This is a genomic window from Rheinheimera sp. UJ63, assembly GCF_021568285.1.
GTDB lineage: Bacteria > Pseudomonadota > Gammaproteobacteria > Enterobacterales > Alteromonadaceae > Alishewanella > Alishewanella maricola.
The window spans coordinates 765,625-791,554 of the sequence record NZ_JAKGTQ010000002.1 but is presented as its reverse complement, the minus strand read 5'-3'; the positions used below and the strand labels follow the sequence as shown (position 1 = coordinate 791,554).

The window sequence follows — 25,930 nt, the reverse complement described above, 5'->3', positions numbered from 1 at the left end:
TGAAATTAACCAACAAAGAAGCGAGATATGACAATGACCACCTATAATTTTTGTGCTGGCCCAGCCATGTTACCTACAGCGGTGATGCAACAGGCACAGCAGGAATTTATTAACTGGCAAGGACAGGGTTGTTCGGTGATGGAATTGAGCCATCGCAGTAAAGTATTTATGCAACTGGCCGCACAAGCTGAGCAAGATCTCAGAGATCTGTTAGCCATTCCCGACAATTATAAAGTCTTATTTATGCACGGTGGCGGCCGTGGGCAGTTTTCAGCAGTGCCACTGAATTTATTGCACAGCGGTAAAACGGCTGAATATATCGTGTCAGGTGCTTGGTCATTAGCCGCAGTAGAAGAAGCGAAAAAGTTTGGCGCGGTTCGTGAGCACGATATTCGGCAAAAAACCGCTGCACAATTACGCAGTATGGTCGCCAGTAGTGACTTGCAGATCCACGAAGATGCGGCTTACGTTCATTGCTGCCCCAATGAAACGGTGGATGGTTTAGAATTTACCGATTTACCGCAAACCCAGGTGCCGATTGTTGCAGATATGTCGTCGACTATTTTATCACGGCCCATTGATATTGCGCGCTATGGCGTTATTTATGCCGGCGCTCAGAAAAATATCGGCCCATCAGGTTTAACCTTAGTGATTGTGCGTGAAGATCTGTTACCTGCAAAAGATGCTGCCATTCCAGCGATCTTGGATTATCGCCTCGCTGCTGAAAATGACAGCATGTTTAACACACCACCCACCTACGCCTGGTATTTAGCGGGTTTAGTGTTCAAATGGTTAAAACAACAAGGTGGTTTAGCGGCCATGGCTCAACGTAATCAACGTAAAGCCGAAACACTGTATCGCTACATCGATGAAAGTGACTTTTACCGCAATGATGTTGATCCGGCCTATCGCTCTTGGATGAATGTACCGTTTTTCCTCGGTGATGAACAATTAAACGACAGCTTTGTAAAGCAAGCTGAGCAACAAGGTTTATTGGCCTTAAAAGGGCATCGTATGGTGGGTGGGATGCGCGCCAGTTTATACAACGCTATGCCACAAGAAGGTGTTGAGGCTTTAGTGAATTTTATGAAAGATTTTGCAAAGGTAAACGGATGAAGACGCTAACCTTAAACCCCATTGCTCATATCGCCGGTGAAGTGCATTTACCCGGTTCAAAAAGTATTTCTAACCGAGTGCTGCTGTTAGCAGCCTTAGCGAAAGGTACAACCGAAATCAGTAACTTACTCGACAGTGATGATGTTCGGCACATGCTTAGCGCGTTAACTGCTCTGGGTATCTCGTATCAATTATCTGCTTGTCGCACCCGTTGTACCATAGTAGGCAATGGCGGCGTTTTTAACCAAGCTGAGCCTTTGTCTCTATTTTTGGGTAACGCTGGCACCGCAATGCGTCCGCTCACGGCGGTACTGGCTGCTTGCCAAGTAGATGTTACCTTAACCGGCGAGCCAAGAATGTACGAGCGGCCTATTGGCCACTTAGTGGATGCACTGGCGCAGTGGCAAGCGGATATCGACTATTTGGGCGAGGTAAATTATCCACCACTGCGTATTCGTGGTAAGCCGTTGCAAGGGGGGCATTGCCTGATCGATGGCAGTGTCTCCAGTCAGTTTTTAACGGCAGTACTGATGGTCGCGCCTTTATTAGCCGGTGACAGTGTTATTGAGATCCAAGGTGAATTAGTCTCTAAACCCTACATTGATATTACCTTAGCGTTAATGTCTCGCTTTGGCATTGCAGTAGATAACCAAGATTATAAGCGCTTTTTGGTTACGGGTAACCAGTGTTATCAGTCACCAGGCCAGTGGTTAGTTGAAGGTGATGCCTCATCGGCATCTTACTTTTTGGCCGCAGCGGCTATCAAAGGAGGCACCGTTAAGGTCACCGGAATTGGCAAACATGCTGTGCAAGGTGATATTCACTTTGCCGATGCGTTGGCCGAGATGGGCGCGATAGTCGATTGGGGTGATGATTATATATCGGTTACGCGTAACGAGTTGCGTGGCATTGACCGTGATTACAACGCCATTCCCGATGCAGCAATGACTATTGCCACCACCGCCTTGTTTGCCAAAGGCCCAACCGTAATCCGTAATGTTTATAATTGGCGGGTTAAAGAAACCGATCGCTTAACCGCGATGGCCACAGAATTGCGAAAAGTAGGCGCTGAGGTGGAAGAAGGCGAAGACTATTTAAAAATTATACCGCCAGCACAACTGCAACATGCGAGTATTGCGACCTATAATGATCACCGTGTGGCAATGTGTTTTTCGTTAGTTGCGCTTAGTGATACGGCCGTCACAATAGAAGACCCGGATTGCACTGCAAAAACCTTTCCGAGTTACTTTACGGAATTCACCAAGCTAAGCCATTAATACCTTTCATCAACCCAAAAACGCGTAACCAAAATGGTTGCGCGTTTTTGCTTTATAAATTGCAGTTAAACCAGCAATCGTCACAAAAAGCTGTATAATAAGCCGCGTTTTGAAACACCGAATAGACGTTTTAACTTAGGGGGTAGGATGCCACAATTAGCACCAGTCGTTACCATCGACGGACCAGGCGGTTCAGGTAAAGGAACCATTAGCCGTTTATTGGCGCAACACCTGGGATGGCAATTACTCGACAGCGGCGCTATATACCGCGTGTTAGCGTTAGCTGCTATGCACCATCAAATTGATCCAAGCGACGAGGCGGCACTGCAACCTCTAGCGGCGCATCTCGATGTGCAATTTAGTGGTGATGAACACGGTAACACGCGCGTGACGTTAGAAGGCGAAAATGTTAGCCAAACCATTCGAACTCAAGACGTTGCTGACATGGCTTCAAAAATTGCCTCACTGCCTACTGTGCGTGAAGCCTTGTTACGCCGGCAACGGGCTTTTGCTGAAGAACCGGGCTTAGTGGCGGATGGTCGCGACATGGGAACCGTCGTTTTTCCACAAGCAGAAGTTAAAATATTTTTAACTGCAGACGCCGAAGAACGGGCGCAGCGTCGTTATTTAGAGTTGAAAGAAAAGGGCTTTGATGTTAACATCGGCGACCTTTTGAACGAAATCCAAGCTCGGGATGAGCGCGATATGAATCGTGCTACAGCGCCTTTAAAACCGGCAGCTGATGCCTACATGCTGGATTCGACCAATAAACCCATTGAACAGGTGCTGCAAGAGGTACTGCAGTTTGTTAACAGTAAGTTGTCGTTAACAAGCGTTTGAACCAGGCCAAGGGCGCATTTTGGACAGCCAGTAATACGGATGTTATTGGTAAACTTAGCAACCCCACAACGCAAGATGCGACGTGGTGAACTTAACTGAAAAAGTGAATATGACTGAAAATTTTGCACTAATGTTTGAGGAAAGCCTCAAAACTATCGAAACTCGTCCTGGTGCCATCGTTAAAGGTACTGTTGTAGCGGTTCTGAAAGACGTTGTTATGGTTGACGCCGGTCTTAAATCAGAAGCAGCTATCCCGGTTGAACAGTTCAAATCTTTGAGCGGTGAGATCGAGGTGAGTGTAGGTGACATCATCGACGTAGCATTAGACGCTATTGAAGATGGTTTCGGTGAAACCTTATTATCACGTGAAAAAGCTAAGCGCCATGAGGCCTGGGTTCGCCTGGAAAAAGCTTGCGATGATAAAGAAACGGTTATCGGTGTTATCACTGGTAAAGTTAAAGGTGGCTTCACAGTTGAAGTTGATGGTATCCGTGCGTTCCTGCCTGGTTCATTAGTTGACGTACGTCCAGTACGCGACACGCTGCACTTAGAAAACAAAGAGCTGGAATTCAAAGTTATCAAGCTTGATCAGAAGCGTAACAACGTCGTGGTTTCACGTCGTGCCGTTATCGAATCTGAAAGCAGCCAAGAACGTGATCAGCTGTTAGAGAATTTAGAAGAAGGCATGGAAGTTAAAGGTATCGTTAAGAACCTGACTGACTACGGTGCATTCGTTGACTTAGGTGGCGTAGACGGCTTACTGCATATCACTGATATGGCATGGAAGCGCGTTAAGCACCCAAGCGAAATCGTTAACGTTGGCGACGAAATCCCAGTAAAAGTACTGAAATTCGACCGCGAAAAGCAACGCGTTTCTTTAGGCTTGAAGCAAATGGGCGAAGATCCGTGGGCAGCTATCGCTTCACGTTACCCAGAAGGTGCTCGCATCACGGGTCGTGTAACTAACCTGACTGATTACGGCTGTTTCGTAGAAATCGAAGAAGGCGTAGAAGGCTTAGTACACGTTTCAGAAATGGATTGGACCAACAAAAACATCCACCCATCTAAAGTGGTTAACTTAGGTGATTCAGTGGAAGTGATGGTTCTAGAAATTGACGAAGAACGTCGTCGTATTTCTTTAGGCTTGAAACAGTGTAAAGCTAACCCATGGGAAGAGTTCGCTAAGGGCTTCAACAAGGGTGATCGTGTAAGCGGTAAGATCAAGTCAATTACTGACTTCGGTATCTTCATCGGCTTAGACGGCGGTATCGATGGTCTGGTTCACTTATCAGACATCAGCTGGAACGCCACTGGCGAAGAAGCGGTTCGTGAATTCAAGAAAGGCGACGAAGTACACGCCGTTGTGTTACAAGTTGACCCAGAGCGCGAGCGTATTTCTTTAGGTATCAAACAACTGGATGAAGATCCGTTCAATGGTTACCTTGCTGATAACAAAAAAGGTGCTATCGTTAAAGGTGAAGTCACTGCCGTTGACGCGAAAGGCGCGACTGTTATGTTAGAAGGCGCTGTTGAAGGTTATGTTCGTGTATCTGATATTTCACGTGACCGTGTTGAAGATGCATCAACTGTATTGAAAGTTGGCGAAGAAATTGAAGCGCGTTTGATGGGTGTGGATCGTAAGAACCGCGTAATTAGCCTGTCTATCAAAGCGAAATTCGAAGCTGAAGAAAAAGAAGCTATGGACACTGTAAACAGCAAGCAACAACAAGAAGCTGATTTCGGTGGTAACGCTATGGCTGAAGCATTTAAAGCTGCCCAAAAGCAGGATTAATTGCTGATAAAGCAGGGGGCACTCGCCCCTTGCTTATTCTACTCGCAGGTTTGCCGGAGGGGCTATGACCAAGTCTGAATTGATTGAAAAGTTAGCTACTGATTTTCCCCATATTCAAGTCAAAGATGTAGAAGCGTCTGTGAAAGAAATTTTGGAACAGATGGCACAATCTTTAGCATCAAGTGAGCGTATTGAAATACGTGGCTTTGGTAGTTTCTCTTTGCATTATCGTGCCGCTCGTTTAGGCCGTAATCCAAAAACAGGCGACAAAGTAGAACTTGATGGCAAATACGTTCCTCATTTCAAACCCGGTAAAGAGTTACGTGACCGCGTAAAAGACAACACGTAAGCGCTTTTTATTGATTAAGCGGAGCTGAGTGTTGCGCAAAATACTATTTATTTTATTTATTGTAGCCGTAGTACTTTTTGGTTTTCTACTAGGCTCAACTAATCAGCAAACTGCCGAACTGAATTTGTTGGTTGTTAAGCTAACATTGCGGGTAATTGATATCGCAGTGATCTTTCTAGTTTTAGGCCTAATCATCGGACTGCTGTTAAGTCTGTTATTTGCGCTGCAACGAAAAACAAAACGTTGGCTAAATAAATCAACTGATAACACCTAATTCTTATGCCTGAGCTGCTATTTCTTTTGCTTCCCGTCGCCGTTGCTTACGGTTGGTTTATGGGACAAAATAGCCTCAAACACAAAGAGCTTAAGGGTAGGGCAAATATTACCCGAAACCTATCTTCGGGTTTAAATTTCCTCCTCACCGACCAAGAAGATAAAGCGATCGAGCAGTTACTTGAACTGCTTGATATTGAAGCGGCAACCATCGACACCTACCTTGCATTAGCTAATTTATTCCGCCGCAAAGGTGATTGGGATAAAGCCATTCGTATTCACGAAAAACTGCACCAATTAAAACTGCCTAAAGTACAAGCGCAACACATTCAATTTGAGTTGGCTAAAGATTATTACTCTGCGGGTTTGTATGATCGGGCAGAGCATTTATTACTGCAGTTAGTTAACAGCGAAGCATTACGCGAAGCCTCGCTAAAACAACTATTTAGTATTTTTATGGCGACGCATGAGTTAAGCAAAGCGGTTGCATTAACCACTGAAGTGGCCAATACCCAATCTAAGTCGTTACGCATTGCGCTGGCTAATTTGCATACGGAAAGTTTAAAAGGGGCTGCGCTGGATCTGACTATCTTAGCGGAATTGGCCGAGCGTTATCCTCAGGCTATTCGTCCACGCTTTGAATTGGCAAAGTTAGCCTTAGCTCAACATGATGCGGCTACGGCTAAAGGGGCTTTGCTGAGCATTTTGAAACAAAAACCACAATGGAGTGCGGATATTTTACCGCAATTAAGCCAATGCCATTTAGATGAAGATGAGTGGTATCAGTTGCTTACCTTGCTTGCAGATAAGCATCATAATACCAGCGCGCGTTTGTTACTGTGCGATTGGTTAACTGAACATGGCTCTATTACCGCTGCAGAGCATTATGTGCTTGATAAATTACGGCAACAGCCGAACATTCGTTTGTTTCAAAAATTGCTACAAATTCGGCAGCAGCAATCGGCTCAGGCGGCAGAGGTACTCAGCTCAGTAGAAGAGCTGGTGAATGCTTATCTTGCCAGTAAGATCCTCTATAGCTGTCGCAGCTGTGGCTTTAAAACTCGTCAACCGTATTGGTTATGTCCTTCATGTCAGCAATGGGAAACTGTAGAGCCTATTGCCGGCGTAGATGGCCGTTAATTTTTTCAAAGGATAACTCATGTCGTGCAAGTCTCCTGTCATTGTTGCTTTAGATTATGAAAAGCAAGCCGATGCTCTGGCGCTGGTCAGCCAACTTGATCCGTCATTATGTCGTTTAAAAGTCGGCAAAGAGATGTTTACTCATTTTGGGCCGCAATTTGTCAAAGCCTTACAACAACGTCACTTTGACGTTTTTCTTGATTTGAAATTTCATGATATTCCAAACACCGTAGCCAAAGCGGTGAGTGCAGCCGCGGATCTTGGCGTCTGGATGGTTAATGTGCATGCCAGTGGTGGCAGTCGTATGATGAAAGCAGCGCAAGAAGCATTGCAACGCTTTGGAGACAACAGACCCAAATTAATTGCGGTTACGGTGTTAACCAGCATGGAACAACAAGATTTAACTGAACTGGGCATTACTTTAACGCCGGCTGAGCAAGTGATGAAATTGGCCGGTTTAGCCGCACAGTCGGGGTTAGATGGAGTAGTGTGCTCGGCACAAGAAGCCAGTATGTTAAAACAACAATTTGGTAGTGCATTTCAGTTAGTGACACCCGGTATTCGTTTAGCCGATGCGGTAGCCGATGATCAACGCCGAGTTATGACACCGTCTGCAGCCAAAGCGGTTGGTGTGGATTACATGGTGATTGGTCGACCCATCACCAAAGCGGCAGATCCGTTAGCTGCATTACAGGCTATCATTGCAGAGCTGGCGTAAGTACAGTCTGATTTCTTCGATATTTGGTGAGCTCTGTGAAATTGCAGCGGCATTTTCACAGAGCTAAAACACCGCCTCTCGCGTAAAACATCCTAAGCACTCAACGTAATATGTATATCTTAGCCATTAAGAAATGGGCAAAAAATGTCGAGTAGGGTGTGGCTAACGTTTAAAGCGAGAGGAGTTAACTATGCTGTTGGCGGTGAAACATTGTCAGCTTTGTCAGCGACAGACGTTACTGACCTTTCATCATCTTATTCCACGTAAAATGCATCGGCGTAGCCGTTTTAACAAAAAATACAGCAAAGCAGAATTACAGCAAGGTGTTTATTTGTGCCGATTATGCCACAAAGCCATTCATAAACAATATGATGAAATCACTTTAGCGCAGCGTTTTAATACCTTAGATTTATTACTTGCAGACGACGCTATACAGCGTCATTTGCAGTGGGCAGCAAAACAAAAATAAGCCTTTAATATCAATACCCTTACAATTAATTTTCAGTAAGCATAAACAGTAACTGATTGATTTTATTTATTTAATTTATTGGTTAAATTGCAAATCATACAACTCAATTCGAAATGGTCCAGGGTTCTTATCTGCGAGCATTAAAGAGACTTGCTGCACATCTTTAAAGTGAAGTTCTGGCATATTGGTTAAAGCTCGGCCGCGATAACGTCCTTGAAAATCAGCAAGATTAAAAACATAACGCTGTACATCAGCCGTTGTTTTAAACTCTGCGACATAGGCCACACCGCGAGGAATAAAAGGTGTTTTTAAACGTAGCTGATAAGTTCTGCCATCGGCAACCGTGGCTAATACCACTTGCTGAAAACGTTGCTTGGGTAAGGCTTGCGCCAAATTAAATTCTATCGAGGCAAAGCCGCCATTGTTTTCTAAAGATAAATCACCGACAAATAACACACCGTTATTTTCAGACATTAAGCGTGCATTTCCTTTAGAGTGGCCACCCATAACCGTATCATGGATCAACATGGCTTGATTGAAGTGTTGTGGATTATAAAATTGTAATGTTACTGGCTCTGACATAGCAGCACTCGCAGATTTACTGTTTAAAGTTGTTTGCGCAAAAGCCTGACTAAAGACGAAAGCACATATCGCTAAAGAATATTTAATACCGGTATGCCGCATAATAAAACATCCAAAGGTAAGATGCTTAGAGATACGGTTTTATCAGGTAAATGGTGCAATATTGGCTCAAAAGACTGTCAGCAGGTGCTTTTACCTAACACAATTAACATAGCTCATAATGTATATTATGTTAAATTGATAATTAGTATAATAGCCAGCGTTCTTTGCTAGCGATCAATTTTTAATGTTCTATTTCGAATCTATTAAGCTCAAACTCGTAATCATGATCAACCTTAATACGCCTGACTAAACTTGCTCTCTGAGGACGATATTTTCGCCAATCCCATTCATTATCTAACAGTATGATATTAGCGAGTCCAAACTTCTGTAAATCAGCCAACGAGTAGTCGTATCCAACCGCTCCCTTGCCAAAAAAGTTTAAAACATAATCCATTAAATTAAATTTGGTTTGACCATAGATGGCCAATAGATTATCGACACCGATATCTGAATAAAATGTAGTTTCCTGCTTACGCATTAAAGTTATGTGAGTCTTGAAGGTATCGACAAATTCCTTTTCAATATTCCAATCCGCTTGCCAAGCGCTGCCGTGCCATTACAAGACCGAGTTTTTTCTTAAGTACTTGGTATGGGCAGCTGGAAATACGTAGTTTGCGCAAGATGATGCACACACGCCCTTAACTTCAACATCCAATTTGTTATCCTTGATCCAACGACCTAGATCCATTCCTGCACCTATCTCACCGCCATTGCTGGATATAACAAGACGATTGGGTTTGAATTCAGCATTGTTAAAAAGTGAGAAAATAGCGTTATTTGAAGTTTCAGTTATTTCGCCCTGATAAATGAGATTGCCATTTTTGATATCAACATCCATTTCAGCATTTTGGCTATTTTCAGCAGTATTTTTTAAGCTAGTACACCCAACAACCATAAAACAAAAAACTAAAAAGAAATACTTCACCTATCCTCCCTGAAATATCGCCTTACTCATCGGCGCATCATCATCCCGCAAGGCACTGAAATAACGGCAATAATCAGTCTTGTTTTGAGTATTTCGTGATTTACATCGAAACATGATTGAATGCCGATAGCTATCGGCATTCAGTTAGTCGCTAAGTGGCCAGCTTTACGCACCGACTTTGACACACACTTGTTTAATCAAATTAAGTGTTAAGCCGGGGTCTGCGAGCTCAAGAACCTGATCCGCATTACCGATAGCATTGAAAACTTGAACCGAATTCGCACCAGCCCAAGTATGAGTAAGCTCTTTCGGACGATCCGCATTCATCTCATAAAAAGTGATTTTAACGAGTTCAGGTACATACTCATCCTGCCCAAACCTTTTTGCATAATATTCTGCAGATGCCTCTTCTACTTTAACTCCAATAGCCAAATTATTATTTAGCGTGATTTTGTGAATACCGGCACCGGGTTTCCAAGATGTAATTTGCTCAGTCGCAGCTGAAGCATAAACAACCTGCTCTCTGCTACCATCAGACTTACAATCCAGCGCCGCCATCGCTGTTTGCGTATAGGAAAAAAACACTATTGCTAAGATCATTCTATAAGGCATTTATAATTCCTTTTTATAAGTCATCCCTTGCGGGCCAGAGAAACAGTTCAATTCGTGCGCTATTAATTTGTTTGGCGAGCCATAGCCATTAACGGTTAATTTAGAGCAAGCAGGTTATGCTTTACTTGAAGAGTGTTACTTCAATAAGGCTTTTAAAAGGTTCTATTTGTCTCAATGGTTTATTACACAGACTAGTACAACTTTTATAGTTTTTACAATAGTATAAAAATAACACGTTTTATTAAGGTGAGATATTAACACGGTATTAAATCGTGGAAAAAATTTAAGCTAGCGTTCAACTAGCGTGATGTTTATTTAAAGGTACTCGCTGAAGAATCGTTGGCAATAACGATGATGATTAAGCGTGGGTTTTCTATGCTGCGGCAGCTAAAAAGGTATGGCAAATGAGTGATTAAACGGGATGGTCATTAACAGTGTTTATAATGTCAGTTTGAGAGAGCATTTTCAAACAACAAGCAATACATCCCTGTATCTGTTAAATAGGTATTACACTATTAGTTACAATGCTTGTTATCTGCTGGTCTGATGCCAGGGATCTGTAGAAATTCATGAAACTGTTTTAACTTCTGTTTTTTAATATCGTTATCCGCCACTAATAAGTACAGTGTACCCATATGTCTGTTGAATTGATTTTGGTCGGTCACTTGTAAAAAACAGGTGGTATTCATTTCTAACTCTACTAATAATGCTAAAGCGGCCTCGCGGTCAGTGCCGTTAAAGTAAATAACCTTCTCTAACGATTCCGCAGACTGTTTAAACCAATGCTTTTCTTCAGCAGAAAAGGTCATATGATTCAAAAAAGTGGCTAGTGTTGCTCTTGCTTGATGAAAAGATGAGCTCGCGGTGTGTGCTGAGCCAACTTCCACAGCTTGAGTCATAGGTATCATGAACAACAATGGTACTAACAATTTTGATAATTTCATAATGGCGACCCTCTTTAACGACTTGCTACAAACTAATAATAGCAGCTAATAATTTATCAACCTGCCACTGTTTTTGCTTAAAAAATCGAATTTTTTTAAATTGCTGATTTTATTTAATATATAGTCTGTTTTGAGGGGGGGTTTATAGCGATCTCAGTACTCTATATAACCCATTTGGGCTATATGGAATGCTTGGCATTTACGCGGTATTTATACTCATTCGCCGTAGTATGGCCTAACATAAAAACGTCTGTTGCTTTAAAACCGCTAGAGTTTTAATGATATGCTGTGTTTTATTACACACAGAGTATGACTTTAAGTTATGAGCAGAGATGATAAATACGCCGATTTACCTTTTTCACAGGCCTGTGAAAACAATAAATCCTCTATTCTTAATCATTTACAGCAATTGTTGGCAAAACATCAGCGAGTTTTAGAAATTGGTAGTGGTACGGGCCAACATGCGCTTTACTTTGCCGAACATTTACCCCATTTAGTTTGGCAAGCATCCGATCAATCGCAGTATTTACCCACATTAACTGAGCGTATTCGTCGTGCCAACTTGGCTAATTTACCCTTGCCTGTGGCTTTAGATATCTGTGCAGATGCTGCACCGGTCACGCGGGCCGATGCGCTCTTTACCGCAAATACTTTACATATTATGCCTTGGCCTGTGGCGCAGCATTTTTTTAGTCGTCTTAATGAATTAACCCAGCCAGAAGCCATCCTGTGTATCTATGGCCCTTTTAATTACCAAGGGCAATTTACCAGCACAAGCAATCAGGCCTTTGATCTAAGTTTAAAAAGTCGGGATCCAGCAATGGGTATTCGTGACCACGAACAGGTTTTACTACTGGCACAACAACAAGGTTTTCACCTAATGCATGATCACGCCATGCCAGCAAATAATCGTTTATTATGCTTTAGTAAAGCTAAGTAACTTTTTGCTTTACAGCATATTCTGCTTTTAAATATTCGGCTGTTTTTACCACGTCACTTAATATTTCTATGGCGATCCACATATCGATATAACGTAAATATAACGGGGTAAAACCTAATCTTAAAATATCGGGAGCGCGAAAGTCAGCGATCACGCCGCGCTTGATTAACGCCTGACATAACGCATATGCCTGAGGATGACGATAAGCTAACTGACTGCCCCGCTCGGCTTCTGCTAATGGCGTTAACAGGGTTAAATCGTGCAGTTCAGCATGACTTGTCAATAATTGATGAAAGGTATTAGCCAATGCTAAGGATTTAGCACGCACAGTCTGCATATTAACGTCAGCAAACACATCAAGTGCGGCATCAAGTACACTCATGGAAATAACTGGCGGTGTACCTGTTAAAAAATGCTCGATGCCGGCGGGTTTTTCATATTGAATAGTGAAAGCAAAAGGCGCTTTATGCCCCATCCAGCCACTTAAAGGTTGCGATACTTTAGATAAATGCCGCTTCGCCACGTATAAAAAAGCCGGTGCGCCAGGGCCGCCATTCAGATATTTATAACCGCATCCCACTGCGAAATCGACCTGGCAGTCATCTAAGGCAACGGGTAAAGCTCCGGCACTGTGGGCTAAATCCCAGATCACTAAAATGCCTTGTTGCTGCGCAAGTTTTGTAATGCGCGCCATATCAAGCAATTTGCCAGAACGAAAATCGACATGCGACAGTAATAACACCGCAATTTGGTCAGTTAATGCTTGCTCAAGTTCAGCTTCTTCCACTAACTGCATTTCACAGCGATCTTCGCCAATTAAGCTGCTTAAGCCTTGCACCATGTAAAGATCGGTTGGAAAGTTGCCAATAAGTGACAACACAATACGGCGTTTGGGTTGCAACAGTAAGGCACTGCTTAATACCTTAAATAAATTAATAGAGGTAGAGTCGCAACAAATCACTTGCTCTGGTGCCGCACCAATTAAGGCGGCAATTTTGCTACCTACTTTGCTGGGCAGTTCAATCCACTGATGCGTGTTCCAGCTTTTAATTAAGTCTTGTGACCATTGATGATGTAACACCTCTTGCGCACGTTCAGCACACACTTTCGGCATTGGACCAAGAGAATTACCATCGAGATAAATGGTGTCGTCCGGTAACACAAAGGCTTCACGCAGTTTGTGTAACGGGTCTTGTTGATCTAATTGCAGCAGTTCTTGATAATTCACGGCGAAATCAGCTCATTTAAAGAAAGTAAAAATTGGTTATACGCAGCGCTTTGTGGATGGATCCAATCAAAATGCCCCGCGTCGGGTACCAACAACATCGGTAAACCGCTGTCACTGGCCTGCTCAATCGGAACGATACTGTCTGCACTGCCGTGAAACAGTAAGGTTGTTTTAGGTAGTGGTTGTTCTACCGGGTTGGCTTGCTGGTAAGCTTCTGCTTGGCTTTGTAGATCACCGGCAAAGAAGCCTTGCGTCGCTTTTTGACAGCCATTATCACCCTGGCTGTAGCGTTTTACATCGGTAATCGCGGCCAGCCCAATGACGCCTTTTAATGCAGGTGTCATAGTGACTTCACTGGCGGCCAAGAGCGCCAAATGCCCGCCTGCGGAATGCCCGGCTAGCACAACACGACTAAGATCCAGTTGCTTGCGGGGCAAGTAAGGGATGTAGCGTAAAGCTTGTAAAATATCTTGATAACTGCCCGGCCAACCGCCGCCATCATCTCCGGTTCGCCGATATTCAATAGACCAAACAGCATATCCTTGTTGAGCTAAGGCATAGCTAAAAGCCTGGCTGTGTGTAATATCATAGGCATTTAACCAACAACCACCATGCACAAAGACTAGCAGCGGTGCCGGCGTGTTCGAGCCATTAGCCGGTAAAAACAACTGGCCATATTGCAGCGCGCCTGTACCGTAGTTAATGCGTTGGCTGGCCGATTCTGGAACAGCCGCGGCTAGGGGTAATAAGCTGCTATAAGACACTTGTGATAACAGCGCAGGCTGAGTTACCGACCTGACATCGACAGCAGTGGCTAAGTCAGGTTCTAGCTTAGCTTGCTGAGCACAGGCACTGAGTAGCCATGTTAAGCTAATAGGAATAAGTAGGCGCATTTAAACAAATATTAAAGAATAATTGCCGCAGTTATAACATAAAGTCGCGCAGATGTAAGGCCTAAACTCGCCAAAAAGAGTGTAGTTTAAGCCTAGGTGCAAACCACGCCAGCTAGCGCTATTAACTATTGTCCTGTTTTTCTAAAAAGGATTTAAACTCAATGGTATAAAGCCGCAACAACACCAAGGTTAACGCAAAAATAATCGGCCCATAAATGACGCCTATTAAGCCAAACAATTGGATCCCACCAATCAATGACAAGAAAATCAATAAGGTGCTCATGTTTGAGCTGCCTTGCATCAAGATCGGCCGTAGCACATTATCAATAGAGCCCACCACGATAATCCCCCAAGCGGCTAAAAAGATAGCCCAAGGCCAGTCACCGGTGAGTAGCAAATAAAGCGTTGCCGGCAACCAGATCAGCGCCGTACCAATGGCTGGAATAAACGACGCAAAAGCCATCATGGTTCCCCAAAATAAACCGGGAAAGCCGACAATGGCCATGGCAATGCCCCCTGCAATACCTTGAGCAATGGCGGTTAAGACCGATCCTAAAACAGCAGAGCGAGCCACCGTTTTTGCTTCAGTTAATAACGCTTCTTCTTGTGAGCGTGATAGTGGGATCACCCAATGCAAGGTATCGACAATTTTGTCGTGATCACGTAACAAGAAAAACAGAATAAAAAGCATCAACACAAAACCAAATAAGAAACCGGTGATATCGCCTACCAATTTTGTGCTGAGATCTAACAATTCACGACTAAAACCGGAAGCAAATTCGGTCATTTTTTCAACTATCGATTTGGCAGTAAAGCCATCTCCTGGTAAGTATTCAGCCGCCAGGGTTTGTGCTTGTAATAAATACGGATGTTGCAGCAATTGCTCTGCCCCACCGCCATTTAACCAAGTGTAGCTTTGCTTGGTAAACATGACGCCCTGTTGCACTATTGCCATAAACACAATCGAAACAGGCACGATGATCACCACCACTAACAATAAGCAGGACAAGCTTGCAGCCAAATTGGGTTTACCGGGACATTTTTGTTCAATCCACTGATGCAGCGGGAAACACAGTAACGATAAAACAAAAGCTAACACCAGGGCACCTACATAGGGCGCAATCAGCAAATAACTGCCATAAAGCGCCAATAACAGCGCGGCAATTAAAATATAGTGCCGCGATTCGGCGTTAAACTTTTTAGCCATGACGGTTGTTCCTATAACAAATTAAAGCGCTGCACCTTAAATGCGACGCAAAGGCAAAATAAGATTATTCAGCGCTGCTAACGCTAGGTAAAGGTTTAATCCGCACCGTGACAATACGATCGCCGACCATTTCAACGATCTGAAAATGGCGCTCGGCAAACTCAAATTCGGCTTGATCCGCAACATTGTCGCCAAGCTGAGCAATACACAAGGCTTCTAAGGTTAGATCGTCACGGCCTTGATTTAAAGCAACGCCATAGCCATAACACCAATCAATATCACTCAGCTTAGTCGCCCCTTTCATGCGCAGCTCACCTATAGGTCGAGCTAACTGAAAGCCTTTGTCGGCAAAGGCTTGCTCAACAAAATGTTTGTAATCAACATGCAGTACGACAAACAAATGATCACCCGGGTGTAAAATCGTGGAGCCCCGTGGTGGTATTACTTTGTCACCTCGGCTAATCATCGCAACGACCACGCTTTCAGGTAATGCCATGCGAGATAAGCGTCGATAAGCGGCTCGCGAGTTTTCAGACAAACTGTACTCTACAATCTCGGCATCAACATCACCTAAAGCGGTTATTTCTAGCGTAACGGGCGCTTGAGCGGTGGGTTGCTCAATCAGTTTTAAGCGCCGTGCCACCCAAGCTAAGGTTGAACCTTGTAAGGTGGCAGAGATTAATACCACGAAAAACACCACGTTAAAGATCAATTCTGCATCGGCTAAACCAAACATCAACGGAAAAATAGCCAAAATAATCGGTACTGAACCGCGTAAACCTACCCAAGAGACTAAGGTCATTTCACGCCGATTAAAGCCAAATAAGGTTAAAATCGGCACTATGGTAATGGGCCTTGCCAAGAACACTAATACCGCGGCAATTAAAATACCTTGCCACCATACGTCTAATAACGAGCTGGGGTTAATTAACAAACCCAGTACGACGAACATGGTAATTTGACTAAGCCAGGCTAAACCGTCATGGAATAAAAAGGTCGTTCGTTGAAAAGCAAATTGGGTATTACCAATTAACACACCACAAATAAAGATGGCTAAAAAACCACTGCCGCCGGTGTTTGCTGCAACGCCAAAAGATAATAAACCCGCTGCGGTAACCAGCACCGGATACAAACCGCTGGCTTGTAAGTGAATACGATTAATGACCTTTAATACCGCATAACCTACTGCTATGCCGACAAGCGCACCTACACCCATTTGCATGACAAACAGTTGCAGTAAAGGCCAACCCGGCTGCATATCATTCACTAAAATTTCCAGCAACCCTACGGTTAAAAATATCGCCATCGGATCGTTCGAGGCGCTTTCAATTTCCAGTGTAGATTTTAGACGTGGATTTAAATGAATACCGGCATTACGCAATAAAGAAAAAACGGCCGCGGCATCGGTAGAGCCCACAATAGCTCCCAGTAACATACCGGTAAGTAGACTGATATCTAAAATATAGCTGGCGGCTGCGCCGGTGATCACGGCCGTGCCCAATACGCCAAAGGTGGCTAACATGGACGCCGGTTTCCAGACTTGCTTAATCGACTTCAGGGGGGTTTGTAAGCCGCCGTCAAATAAGATCAATGCCAAGGCTAAGGTGCCTAAGGCATGCGCGGCCTGCGGGTTGTCAAACGCAATACGACCAATGCCGTCTTCTCCAGCCAACATGCCAACCAGTAAAAACAGTACCAGCATAGGTAAACCTAAGCGGGCAGAGATTTTACTGGAGAAAATACCCAATAAAATTAATACGGCGGCCAAAAGGATCAGCTGATCAATCAAAAACATAAGGTCTTATTTTCCTGAAAAAGCCGCTGGGCTATTAGCCTGACTATAAGGCAACAACTCACTGGCGGCAGCTAACATATGTTGGCAATGTTGTTGTTCTTTTTCGCAATATTGCTCAATAGCCGAACTTAACATATTGGGGCTATACCAACATGCACCGTAACGTAAAACCGGGCTAAACCCCCTTCTGAGTTTTTGCTCCCCTTGCGCCCCACCATCAAAGTAGCGTAAACCGTGTTCAATACAATACTGGATACCTTGATAATAACAGCATTCAAAGTGCAGTAATGCATAATCCGCTAACGCACCCCAATAACGGCCATATAAGGTATCGCCAAGCTGAAAACACAAAGCTGCAGCAACCAATTGCGCAGGATCATCCGCCGTAAAAGCCGCAAATACCACGATCTGCGCACGCATACTGCTGAGTAATTGCCACCAACTGTCGGCGCTAATGTAGCCATTATGCCCTGAGCGCTCTTGATAAGTTTGCTGATAACAGGCGATCACGCTTTGCCATTGCGCTGGGGTAATATCGATGCCTTGCAACGTTTTAAACTCTAGCGGTAATTGCTGCGTTTTTTGTCGTTCTTGTCGAATTTGTTTCCGCTTACGTGAAGACAATGCTGCTAAAAAATCTGAAAAGTCAGTATATTGCAGGTTCTGCCATAAAAACTGCACTTCGTGTCGAGGTAAGCATTGTTGGTCGAGTAAAAGCTGTTGCAGTGGCAAGTGGCAATAAAACCAATGCGCGCTATGCCAGCCCTGCTGCGCAATGTCAGCTAAAACGGTTTGTATTAATAGACTGGCAATACTTTGCCAATCTAAACAGGGTAATACCGCGAGCCGCGAGCCAGTAACGGGCGTAAAGGGAATGGCTGATACCCATTTAGGATAATAAGGCAATTGATAATGCTCATAGGCGCGCACCATGGGCCAATCAAATAGATACTCACCGTAAGAATGCGTTTTTAGATAACCAGGGATCACCGCAATCAGCTGATCGTCTTGCCATAAACTGGCATGACGGCTATACCAGCCGCTGTTGCCATCCACACTGCCCCCCTGCTCTAAAGCAAGCAAAAAGGCATGTTTAGCAAACAACTCGGTTGGCTCAAACAAGGCATCCCAAGCACCCGCCGGGATACTGTTAAGTGATGTTAGCCAACGAAACTGCATAATGGCTGAGGGCTTCGTTAAAAGTTAAACAGCATAAAGCCTAAACCGATGCTATTTTGCCGATGATTATAATCCAGTAAGGTTTCGGCATAACCTGAAAACAACTGCAAGTGTACCCGTAAACCATCGGCTTTTGATTTATCAATTGGGTAAGTTAAATCTAATTGCCATGAGCCATTCGAAAAGTCATTCCAACTCATTTTGCGCGTTAAAGAAGCGGTCGCGCTGCCCGGTAACCAGCTGAGTTGTAATTCAGTAGTCCCCAAAAAAGAGGTCAGATCAGGGTTATCATCATCATCGGCTTGCTCTGGAATACGCCGATTCACTTTAACGCTAAAACCCACTTGGTCACGTTCGAAAGCCGCTGCGGCATAAATACGATTCCAACTGCGCGACATGGGTTCGCTTTGCCCATTGGATTGGTGCACAAAGCCGAGTTGGAGCATTTGCATGCTCCAACCTAGCGGGAGTTTACCCAAATATTTTGCAGTAGGAATCACGTAAATGACTTCAGGCTGATAATCGGTGCTACGAAAGGGGGCGGAGTCTTGCGAGTTCCAAAGTTGCCACATCGACGTTTGAGTGTAGGCAAACCATAAATCTGCATTAGGCAATAATACATCTTCTAACATCTTCGCACGTAAAGACACCTGCAATTTTGCTTCAATTGGTTTGTAATTCTCTTGTAAATCAGCCAAACCTAAAGTTGGGCTTTGCGGTTGCCGATTAATCGACGACGTGTAATGTGCAGGTAATAAGAAGTTGGGCTGATAAGTACGCACCACAAAAGGCCCGCGCTTTTCATTATCACCCAGCTCCCAAAGGCTTTGCAAAATAGTCGCTACCGGAATGGGTGCTGCCTCTTCAACTTGAGTCACCTTTATCGAAGGCGTGGTTTCAATTTTAGCTTCAGCAACTAAGCGAGCTTTTTGTTGCGCTTCCACTAAGCGGTCGTAACAAGCCAACCTTTGTAGATCATCTTGACCAAGACATTGTTCCATCGGCGAAATATCTGCCGACGCTGCACTTGAGCTTAATAATAAAATTCCGGTTAATGGTGTGAGCACGGCCTATTTCCTTTAGCGTCAATCTACTTATATTAATAGCTTAACATGACAAAACGCTGAACATGACAAATTTGTTAGCTCATGTTATCTAATTAGCTGATTAACATAGCGAAGCGCTATTTGTCACTGGCTTATTCCTTGGTTATTCAGCAGCGTAAATTGCTATTTTTTACTTTGCTAAGATGTTTAGTTATTTTGGCCAGTTATAGGGTGTTGGTGTTTAACTTTGTCGATATCAAGCCCATTTAGCTGATTTCGTTAAACCCGCTCTTTAAATTTTTTAGCCGCACCCTCAGATAGACTGTTATATAAAAACCAATCATAAGTTGTTTCATCGCGATGCCCTGTTTTTATTTCATGTAGCAAGGCAAAAACGTTATTACCTAATAAGGAAAGCTTTATGAGTCAATCCACTTATCAACCCCCCAAAGTTTGGCAATGGCAGCAAGCTAATGGTGGCGCCTTTGCTAATGTCAATCGCCCTATCGCGGGGGCGACGCATAATAAAGCCTTGCCCAAGGGTGAACATGCTTTACAGCTGTATTCACTTGCCACGCCGAATGGAGTGAAGGTCAGTATTTTATTAGAAGAGCTGTTGGCCGCAGGCTTTGAGCAAGCCGATTATGATGCTTGGTTAGTGAATATTCGCGAAGGCGATCAATTTAGTAGTGGCTTTGTTGACGTTAATCCCAATTCTAAAATCCCCGCTCTGATGGATCATTCAACCACTCCGCCAACACGGTTGTTTGAATCTGCATCCATCATGCTGTATTTGGCAGAGAAATTTCAGGCATTTATACCAAAAGACACCTCAGCCCGTGCGCAAATGTTTAATTGGTTATTTTGGCAAATGGGCAGTACGCCCTTCTTAGGCGGTGGCTTTGGGCATTTTTATGTTTATGCTCCCGAGAAAATTGAATATGCCATAGATCGCTATGCTATGGAGACAAAACGGCAATTAGACGTATTAGATAAGCAGTTGGCCAACAATCAGTTTATTGCCGGTGAAGAATACACGATTGCGGATATGGCCATTTGGCCATGGTACGGTGCTTTAGTGTTAGGCCGTTTGTATGATGCGGCAGAGTTTTTAAGTGTTGATAGCTACACTCATGTACGACGCTGGGCCGAGCAGATTGATGCGCGACCTGCGGTAAAGCGTGGTTATATTGTTAATAGGACTTTTGGGTCCGAGCCGCATTTGGCTGAACGACACAGCCAAGAAGACTTTAAAGCTTTTGGTTTGTAACAATAAGGCGAGTTAAGCGTAATACTGCTCGGTTTAGCGTTTAGCGCCTTATTTTTAGGTTTCTGGATAACGATTAAGCTTGTGCAGCAGTAAGCTGCTGCGCTTGTCTTGCTTGGTACTGCAATTCATTTTGTAAACTTTCGGGTAAAGCTAATTGCTTGGCAAGTTCATTTAGGTAACTGCGCTCCATAAAGCTTTCTTCGTCAATTACCAATACGCTGGCGAGAAACATTTCTACGGCGATGTCTCTGCTGGTCGCATATTTCGCCACATTGGCTGGATCTAAAGGTTGTTGTAATTGCTGATCAATAAAAGACAGTAACGCCTGATCGGCGGTCAGTTTAGCCACTTCGTTATCAATGATATGTCGTTCACGATCATCAATATGACCATCTGCTTTGGCCGCGGCAATTAACGCAATTAAAATAGCTTTGCTGTGCTCATCGGCCTCTGCAGCACTGAGATTTTCCAACGGTTGTGCCGCAGGTGCTGTTTGCATCTGCTCAGATTGCTGCCAATTTGTATAAGCTTTGTAAGCGAGTACGCCAACCGCGGCTAAGCCACCGTAAGTTAACACTTTACCGCCAAGCTTTCGGCCTTTTTTACTGCCTAATAGCAACCCTAAAGCACCACCGGCCAAGGCGGCACCGCCTTTTCCTTTTAGCATGTCACTCACACCACCACTAGTTGCAGAACGGCTGTTATTACCAAGCCCGGATTGCAGCAGCTTTTCTAAAAAATGTTTATTAATCATTGCAACATTCCCCCTCTCTAAGACACTTATTAGAGTGTTTAACGGTTAAAAGTTCAGGCGGGTTACTTGGGGCAATTGTTTGCTTGTCGATAACCTTGCGCTTCAGCTTCTGAGGCCGTATCAAAGCTCACGCGATTGCTTACCGCCATACTTAAATAATTAGGACAATCAGGTCGATGGTAGATTTTTGAGCGTCGATTACCATAAATCGGCGTAACTGCCCTGCTGGCGATAGGCGCTGCAGCAGCGAGTTGCTCTTTGACCACAAGGCCATCCCCTTTTGTTTTATAACCCAGTGACCATTGTTCTGCCCCCGAAATAAAGGGATTGCTTCTGCCGGTTAGCGCAGCGGTACGATCATGACGCTGTTGTTCAATCGCTGATACCGGATCTTGTAAATGCCACGCCATATACAATTGTTGATCTTGGCGACTGAGTGTCAGGTTATAACGGTCTGCCATATAAAATGCCACTCTGGCAATATCGCCACGAATAGTCGTTTTCGGCTGTACTTTACGGTTTTGGGTATCGATTTTAATGTCGCATTGGCCAAATTGCCCCGTTATTGTTGGGCTAACCATACCAAATGGCAGATCAGAGCGCAGACCATTAATTTGGCCAACCGCATAAGTTAAATTAAATAAATCTGCTTCGATACGATTAAACAGTGGATCGTTTTGTTGGCAGTTTTTTCTCCCCCCCTTTTGCCAACACTGTAATTGTTTGCCCACCCATGAGATTGGGATGATATGTTCTACTTCAGAGCGCGCCGCGCGAGCTAAGGTGGCGGCACTGGGTAAACCTTTTGGTGAGTAAACTGCAAAACCGCAGGCAGCATGATCAACTCTGCCGCCACTGCGTCCTACCCAGCTGATAGGGCAATCGCAATAAAATGTTTGTGGTTGATCTTGATACACCTGCTTTAATAATACTTTCGCTTGTTCAAAATTAGCCGGCTCTGCGGCAAAGGCCATCACACTGAACAGCCAACTTGCTAACAAGCCACTTGCGAATAACCATCTTGTTCTCATACTGACAACGACTCTACTGCGCGGGCCGAACGCGCATAGCTGACTACCTATTTTGTGACGGCCTGCACAAAACAGCGATACGTTGTACTTAGAGAACTCAGCAGAGAGCGAAGACAACTTTAGGGAAGAATGTTAACAGTTTTGTAGATTAAAACGAAGCGCGTTATGATGGCGCGCGATATTGGAAATTAGCGTTTGGCTTGCTCCTTAAAACACGATATGCTGATGAAAAATGATGCTTAAACACTTGCTAATAGTAATAATTTTTTGTTTTTTACGGTTTTAGTTATCTGCTACATTAGAGATCAGTGATGATTCTTACATTGTTTGAATGGCATATTTATAGTATACATATCGGGTCGGATTAAATGGATGTATTCCCCTGCATGCAGTATATTTTAAAAAGAGGGTATCTCTGCCTGATGCTGCTCTGCTCGCCTACTGTTTTAGCCCTAGATTATCACTTTAGCCCAATCGATGATCCCCTGTTAGCACGGCAAGCCTCTGTTTACGACATTAAAGCGGATAAACAAGGTCTACTGTGGTTTTCCAGCGATACAGATGGCTTAATTCGCTTTGATGGTTACAGAAGCACCAATTGGTTGGTACCCGATTCACACGAATATAATCGCCTAAATATTAACCGCATGGTGTTTACTGAACGTGGAGACATGTGGCTAGGTGGCTGGGGTGAAGGTTTACTCTTACTCAAACAGCAATCTAAAGAGCGCATTAATTTTAAAGCGGATAGCTCTGATGACAATGCGTTAGCCTCTGATCGTGTTCAAGAAATATTTTCTGACAGCCAAGATCGTATTTGGATTGGCTCCGTAGGTGGTGTCAATATTATTTACCCTGAGCAACCTTATCGCCTCACGCGTTTTGCGTTAAACCAGCCCAACCATCCGTTAAATGGCCAGCGCATTTGGGGTATCACCGAGTTTGATAATGCGATTTGGTTTGCCACTTCCAACGGTATCGTTAAAGTTAATGCGGATCTATCAACTTATACGCAACTCGATTTGCCTGCTTTTAATAAGTTGGTTGCCGATCGCGCTAGAGAAGTGCGAAATATTGCGAATATCAATAATCAGCTTTGGGCACTTTCCTCTCAAGGATTATTTCTTTACCAGGCGGCTTGCCAGTGTTTTACTGAAATGGAAACGCCAGAAGATTTGCCGACCCCTCGCGGTAATGTTTTAGCTGAACTAAGCCCAGGAAGACTGTGGGTGGGTGCCTCAGATGGCTTATATTTATTTGATATCCCATCACTGACTTGGCTAAAAAACAGTAATAATTACAACTTTTTACCTAATGCCGATGTGCGCAGCTTACATCAGAACAGCAGTAAGCAATTATGGGTGGGCACGCGTGATCGTGGTATCTTTGTTGGCTTGGCACAACACTCGGTGTTTAAACCATTAGCGCTGACTATGCCTGCTGCCCTGCAAGAAGCGGCGTTAAAACGCATAAACGCGGTTTACCATGACAAAGCGGGTAATCTTTGGCTTGCAACGCCCAATCAGTTATTACGTCGTGATACGCAGCAGCAGTGGCAAGTGTTTGATTTTGGCTGGCAAACTGGGATCCATAAAGTCTTTAGGATTTACAGCGATGCTAACGAAGTGCTTTGGCTCGCTACCGATGTTGGCTTGTTCTATTTTAAAGATGAACAATTTACCCAAGAAACACGCCCCTTTGATTTAGCCAAGATAAATAGTACTGCCGTAACCGACCTCTTTATCAGTCACACGGGCACCTTTTATTTAAGCTTGTGGCAACAAGGGCTGTTAACTTGGCAACCCGATACGCAAGATGTGGTTATGGCTATCACCGATATTTTCGGTATCAACGGAGATTTAATTCATCAAATAAGTGTGCAAGACGGTTTACCTTTGTATGCTGCCAGTCGCTATTCGGGCTTATTTGTTAACAATGCTGCGCAAGAGCGTTGGTCTCGGCTTGCTCTGCCGATCCATGATGATATTGATGGGTTTGGCTGTGCCTTACCCGACAATAACAGCACCTTGTGGTTATGCTCTGAATACGGTTTGTGGCAATTTGATAAAACCAATAACAATTTGCTGCATTACATGCCGGAACAAGGATTACCTAGCCCCTACATTAACAGTGCCTTTTTTGATGCCCACGGCCAGCTTTGGGCACTCACTAACAATGGCCCCGCTCGCTTTGATACTCAACTACAGCGTTTTATCAGTTATGGTTTAGCGGATGGCTTACCCGATTTAACCATGCAGCGTAATGCCTATTCTATTTCTGCTGATGGCGAAATGGTGCTTGGGACCGCCAATGGTGCCGTGGTGCTGAATAACGATTTAGAACAAGAGGTGTTTCAACCGCCGCGCCTGGTGCTTACCGAGTTGATTGTTGATGGTGTGGATTTAACGCGTGAGTTTGACGTAATAAGTGAAGACTTGGAATTACCCTACTCTTATAACGAGCTGATTATCCGTTTTGCGGTATTGGATTACTGGGAGCCTGAGCTGAACAGCGCGCGTAGTCGACTCATTGGCTTATCTGATCAGTGGTCAGCACTGAATAACAGTCGTGAAATTCGCTATGTCAATTTAAAGCCTGGCAAATTTCAATTAGAAATTGAAGGCCAAAACAGCCGTGGTTTTAACACCATAGCGCCTTTACGCTTAACATTTAGTGTTGCGGCACCTTGGTACTATTCTGTGTGGATCTGGCTGTTGTTGATTGTGTCTTTACTGGCCTTGTTTGTGCTGATTATTTGGTTACGCGAAGCCAGTTTACGCCGACAAAATGTTCGCTTACACGACTTAGTTAAACAGCGCACGCAAGAGTTAGAATCACTGGCAGCACAATTGAAAAATCGGGCCGATCACGATCCTTTAACTAATCTATTAAATCGAGATGGCTTTGCTGAGAATTTCTCTCGCCTGTTAGCCCATGCTGCCCGTGAAAAGCAAGCCGTCAGCCTGGTATTAATTGATATTGATTACTTCAAAATGCTCAATGACCAATACGGTCATAATGCGGGCGATGTGATGCTGCAGCATTTTGCCAAGTTATTAAGCCAGCGAATTCGTGGTACTGATATTGTTGGACGCTGGGGTGGCGAAGAGTTTGTCCTCGCCTTAGCGAATTGTAATGCTATGGATGCTAAGGTTTTTTGCCAGCAGTTTTTACAGCTATTACAGAATGACGGTTGTAAGTATCAGGGCACACAACTCACCATCAGTGCCACTATGGGTATTGCCAGCTTGCCCTTATCTGTAAACTCACTGCAGCAATGGGTAAAGTATGCTGATGAGGCATTATATATCGGCAAAAATAATGGTCGCAACCAGGCGGTGATCGCCACTATACCGACTAATTTAACTTAAACTTCACGTGCTGCATTGTGCGATAAATTCTGATAACACGTGACTTTACTAAGTAAACTTGCAAAACGCGCTTTGAT

Annotated in this window: 23 protein-coding genes and 1 pseudogene; 11 read left to right on the top strand and 13 right to left on the bottom strand. The window is 44.1% G+C overall.

The genetic code is table 11. The annotated features are described in order from the left end of the window. Window positions 1–33: 33 nt before the first annotated feature. From serC to L1N97_RS09625, 8 genes and pseudogenes are all read left to right on the top strand, one after another. Entirely contained in the window at window positions 34–1,116 is a 1,083-nt protein-coding gene (gene serC / locus L1N97_RS09660; protein ID WP_236129717.1) for a 3-phosphoserine/phosphohydroxythreonine transaminase, read from the top strand. Further along, entirely contained in the window at window positions 1,113–2,393 is a 1,281-nt protein-coding gene (gene aroA / locus L1N97_RS09655) for a 3-phosphoshikimate 1-carboxyvinyltransferase (RefSeq protein ID WP_236129640.1), read from the top strand. The genes serC and aroA overlap by 4 nt, the downstream gene beginning before the upstream one ends. Before the next feature lie 147 nt (window positions 2,394–2,540). Next, on the top strand, window positions 2,541–3,233 hold the full coding sequence (gene cmk / locus L1N97_RS09650; RefSeq protein WP_236129639.1) for a (d)CMP kinase: 693 nt from the start codon (window positions 2,541–2,543) through the stop codon (window positions 3,231–3,233). A gap of 109 nt (window positions 3,234–3,342) precedes the next feature. Continuing rightward, window positions 3,343–5,025, top strand: coding sequence for a 30S ribosomal protein S1 (rpsA, locus tag L1N97_RS09645; RefSeq protein ID WP_226751685.1), 1,683 nt, complete (start codon window positions 3,343–3,345; stop codon window positions 5,023–5,025). 55 nt (window positions 5,026–5,080) lie between these two features. Continuing rightward, window positions 5,081–5,374, top strand: a pseudogene (gene ihfB / locus L1N97_RS09640) (integration host factor subunit beta); the annotation flags it as partial. A gap of 333 nt (window positions 5,375–5,707) precedes the next feature. Further along, on the top strand, window positions 5,708–6,787 hold the full coding sequence (locus L1N97_RS09635; RefSeq protein WP_226751594.1) for an N-acetylglucosaminyl transferase: 1,080 nt from the start codon (window positions 5,708–5,710) through the stop codon (window positions 6,785–6,787). 19 nt (window positions 6,788–6,806) lie between these two features. Then, window positions 6,807–7,505 (top strand): orotidine-5'-phosphate decarboxylase, encoded by a 699-nt coding sequence (gene pyrF, locus L1N97_RS09630; RefSeq protein ID WP_236129638.1) that lies wholly within the window; start codon window positions 6,807–6,809, stop codon window positions 7,503–7,505. Window positions 7,506–7,695: 190 nt separating this feature from the next. Further along, the gene (locus L1N97_RS09625) at window positions 7,696–7,974 is read left to right on the top strand and encodes an HNH endonuclease (protein ID WP_236129637.1); all 279 of its coding nucleotides are present in this window, start codon (window positions 7,696–7,698) and stop codon (window positions 7,972–7,974) included. 75 nt (window positions 7,975–8,049) lie between these two features. Here L1N97_RS09625 and L1N97_RS09620 read toward each other — a convergent pair whose 3' ends face one another. From L1N97_RS09620 to L1N97_RS09600, 5 genes are all read right to left on the bottom strand, one after another. After that, window positions 8,050–8,556 carry a CIA30 family protein gene (locus L1N97_RS09620; protein WP_236129636.1) on the bottom strand — a complete coding sequence of 169 codons (507 nt, stop codon included), beginning with the start codon at window positions 8,554–8,556 and terminating at the stop codon, window positions 8,050–8,052. A 283-nt stretch (window positions 8,557–8,839) separates the two neighbouring features. Beyond that, complete coding sequence (locus tag L1N97_RS09615; protein WP_236129635.1) at window positions 8,840–9,136, bottom strand: hypothetical protein; 297 nt, start codon at window positions 9,134–9,136, stop codon at window positions 8,840–8,842. Window positions 9,137–9,214: 78 nt separating this feature from the next. Continuing rightward, window positions 9,215–9,583, bottom strand: coding sequence for a hypothetical protein (locus tag L1N97_RS09610; RefSeq protein WP_236129634.1), 369 nt, complete (start codon window positions 9,581–9,583; stop codon window positions 9,215–9,217). 165 nt (window positions 9,584–9,748) lie between these two features. Next, entirely contained in the window at window positions 9,749–10,195 is a 447-nt protein-coding gene (locus tag L1N97_RS09605) for a hypothetical protein (protein WP_236129633.1), read from the bottom strand. A gap of 515 nt (window positions 10,196–10,710) precedes the next feature. Next, complete coding sequence (locus tag L1N97_RS09600; RefSeq protein WP_229585649.1) at window positions 10,711–11,139, bottom strand: hypothetical protein; 429 nt, start codon at window positions 11,137–11,139, stop codon at window positions 10,711–10,713. Window positions 11,140–11,461: 322 nt separating this feature from the next. Here L1N97_RS09600 and L1N97_RS09595 point away from each other — a divergent pair, with 322 nt between their 5' ends. Beyond that, window positions 11,462–12,079 (top strand): DUF938 domain-containing protein, encoded by a 618-nt coding sequence (locus tag L1N97_RS09595; RefSeq protein WP_236129632.1) that lies wholly within the window; start codon window positions 11,462–11,464, stop codon window positions 12,077–12,079. Here L1N97_RS09595 and kynU read toward each other — a convergent pair. The 6 genes from kynU to L1N97_RS09565 all read right to left on the bottom strand — a co-directional run bounded on the left by kynU (window position 12,072) and on the right by L1N97_RS09565 (window position 19,448). After that, a complete protein-coding gene (kynU, locus tag L1N97_RS09590) occupies window positions 12,072–13,307 on the bottom strand; it encodes a kynureninase (protein WP_236129631.1) in 1,236 nt (411 codons plus the stop codon). The genes L1N97_RS09595 and kynU overlap by 8 nt on opposite strands. Further along, window positions 13,304–14,200, bottom strand: a complete 897-nt coding sequence (locus tag L1N97_RS09585) for an alpha/beta hydrolase family protein (RefSeq protein ID WP_236129630.1) — start codon at window positions 14,198–14,200, stop codon at window positions 13,304–13,306. The genes kynU and L1N97_RS09585 overlap by 4 nt, the downstream gene beginning before the upstream one ends. Before the next feature lie 121 nt (window positions 14,201–14,321). Beyond that, the gene (locus L1N97_RS09580; protein WP_236129629.1) at window positions 14,322–15,407 is read right to left on the bottom strand and encodes an AI-2E family transporter; all 1,086 of its coding nucleotides are present in this window, start codon (window positions 15,405–15,407) and stop codon (window positions 14,322–14,324) included. Between the two features lie 64 nt (window positions 15,408–15,471). Continuing rightward, window positions 15,472–17,202: a potassium/proton antiporter gene (locus tag L1N97_RS09575; protein ID WP_226752224.1), complete on the bottom strand. Its 1,731-nt coding sequence runs from the start codon at window positions 17,200–17,202 to the stop codon at window positions 15,472–15,474. A gap of 6 nt (window positions 17,203–17,208) precedes the next feature. Next, window positions 17,209–18,381: a GNAT family N-acetyltransferase gene (locus L1N97_RS09570; protein ID WP_236129628.1), complete on the bottom strand. Its 1,173-nt coding sequence runs from the start codon at window positions 18,379–18,381 to the stop codon at window positions 17,209–17,211. Window positions 18,382–18,398: 17 nt separating this feature from the next. Next, on the bottom strand, window positions 18,399–19,448 hold the full coding sequence (locus L1N97_RS09565) for a phospholipase A (protein WP_236129627.1): 1,050 nt from the start codon (window positions 19,446–19,448) through the stop codon (window positions 18,399–18,401). A gap of 400 nt (window positions 19,449–19,848) precedes the next feature. Here L1N97_RS09565 and yghU point away from each other — a divergent pair, with 400 nt between their 5' ends. Next, window positions 19,849–20,697, top strand: coding sequence for a glutathione-dependent disulfide-bond oxidoreductase (gene yghU / locus L1N97_RS09560; protein WP_236129626.1), 849 nt, complete (start codon window positions 19,849–19,851; stop codon window positions 20,695–20,697). Between the two features lie 73 nt (window positions 20,698–20,770). On the opposite strand, the gene L1N97_RS09555 is transcribed toward yghU, so the two are convergent. Together L1N97_RS09555 and L1N97_RS09550 are read right to left on the bottom strand one after the other, a co-directional pair. Next, entirely contained in the window at window positions 20,771–21,451 is a 681-nt protein-coding gene (locus tag L1N97_RS09555; protein ID WP_229585657.1) for a tellurite resistance TerB family protein, read from the bottom strand. Between the two features lie 62 nt (window positions 21,452–21,513). Beyond that, window positions 21,514–22,482 (bottom strand): endonuclease, encoded by a 969-nt coding sequence (locus L1N97_RS09550; RefSeq protein WP_236129625.1) that lies wholly within the window; start codon window positions 22,480–22,482, stop codon window positions 21,514–21,516. A 386-nt stretch (window positions 22,483–22,868) separates the two neighbouring features. Between L1N97_RS09550 and L1N97_RS09545 the strand changes: the two genes are divergently transcribed. Further along, window positions 22,869–25,853 carry a ligand-binding sensor domain-containing diguanylate cyclase gene (locus tag L1N97_RS09545; RefSeq protein WP_236129624.1) on the top strand — a complete coding sequence of 995 codons (2,985 nt, stop codon included), beginning with the start codon at window positions 22,869–22,871 and terminating at the stop codon, window positions 25,851–25,853. Window positions 25,854–25,930: the final 77 nt, after the last annotated feature.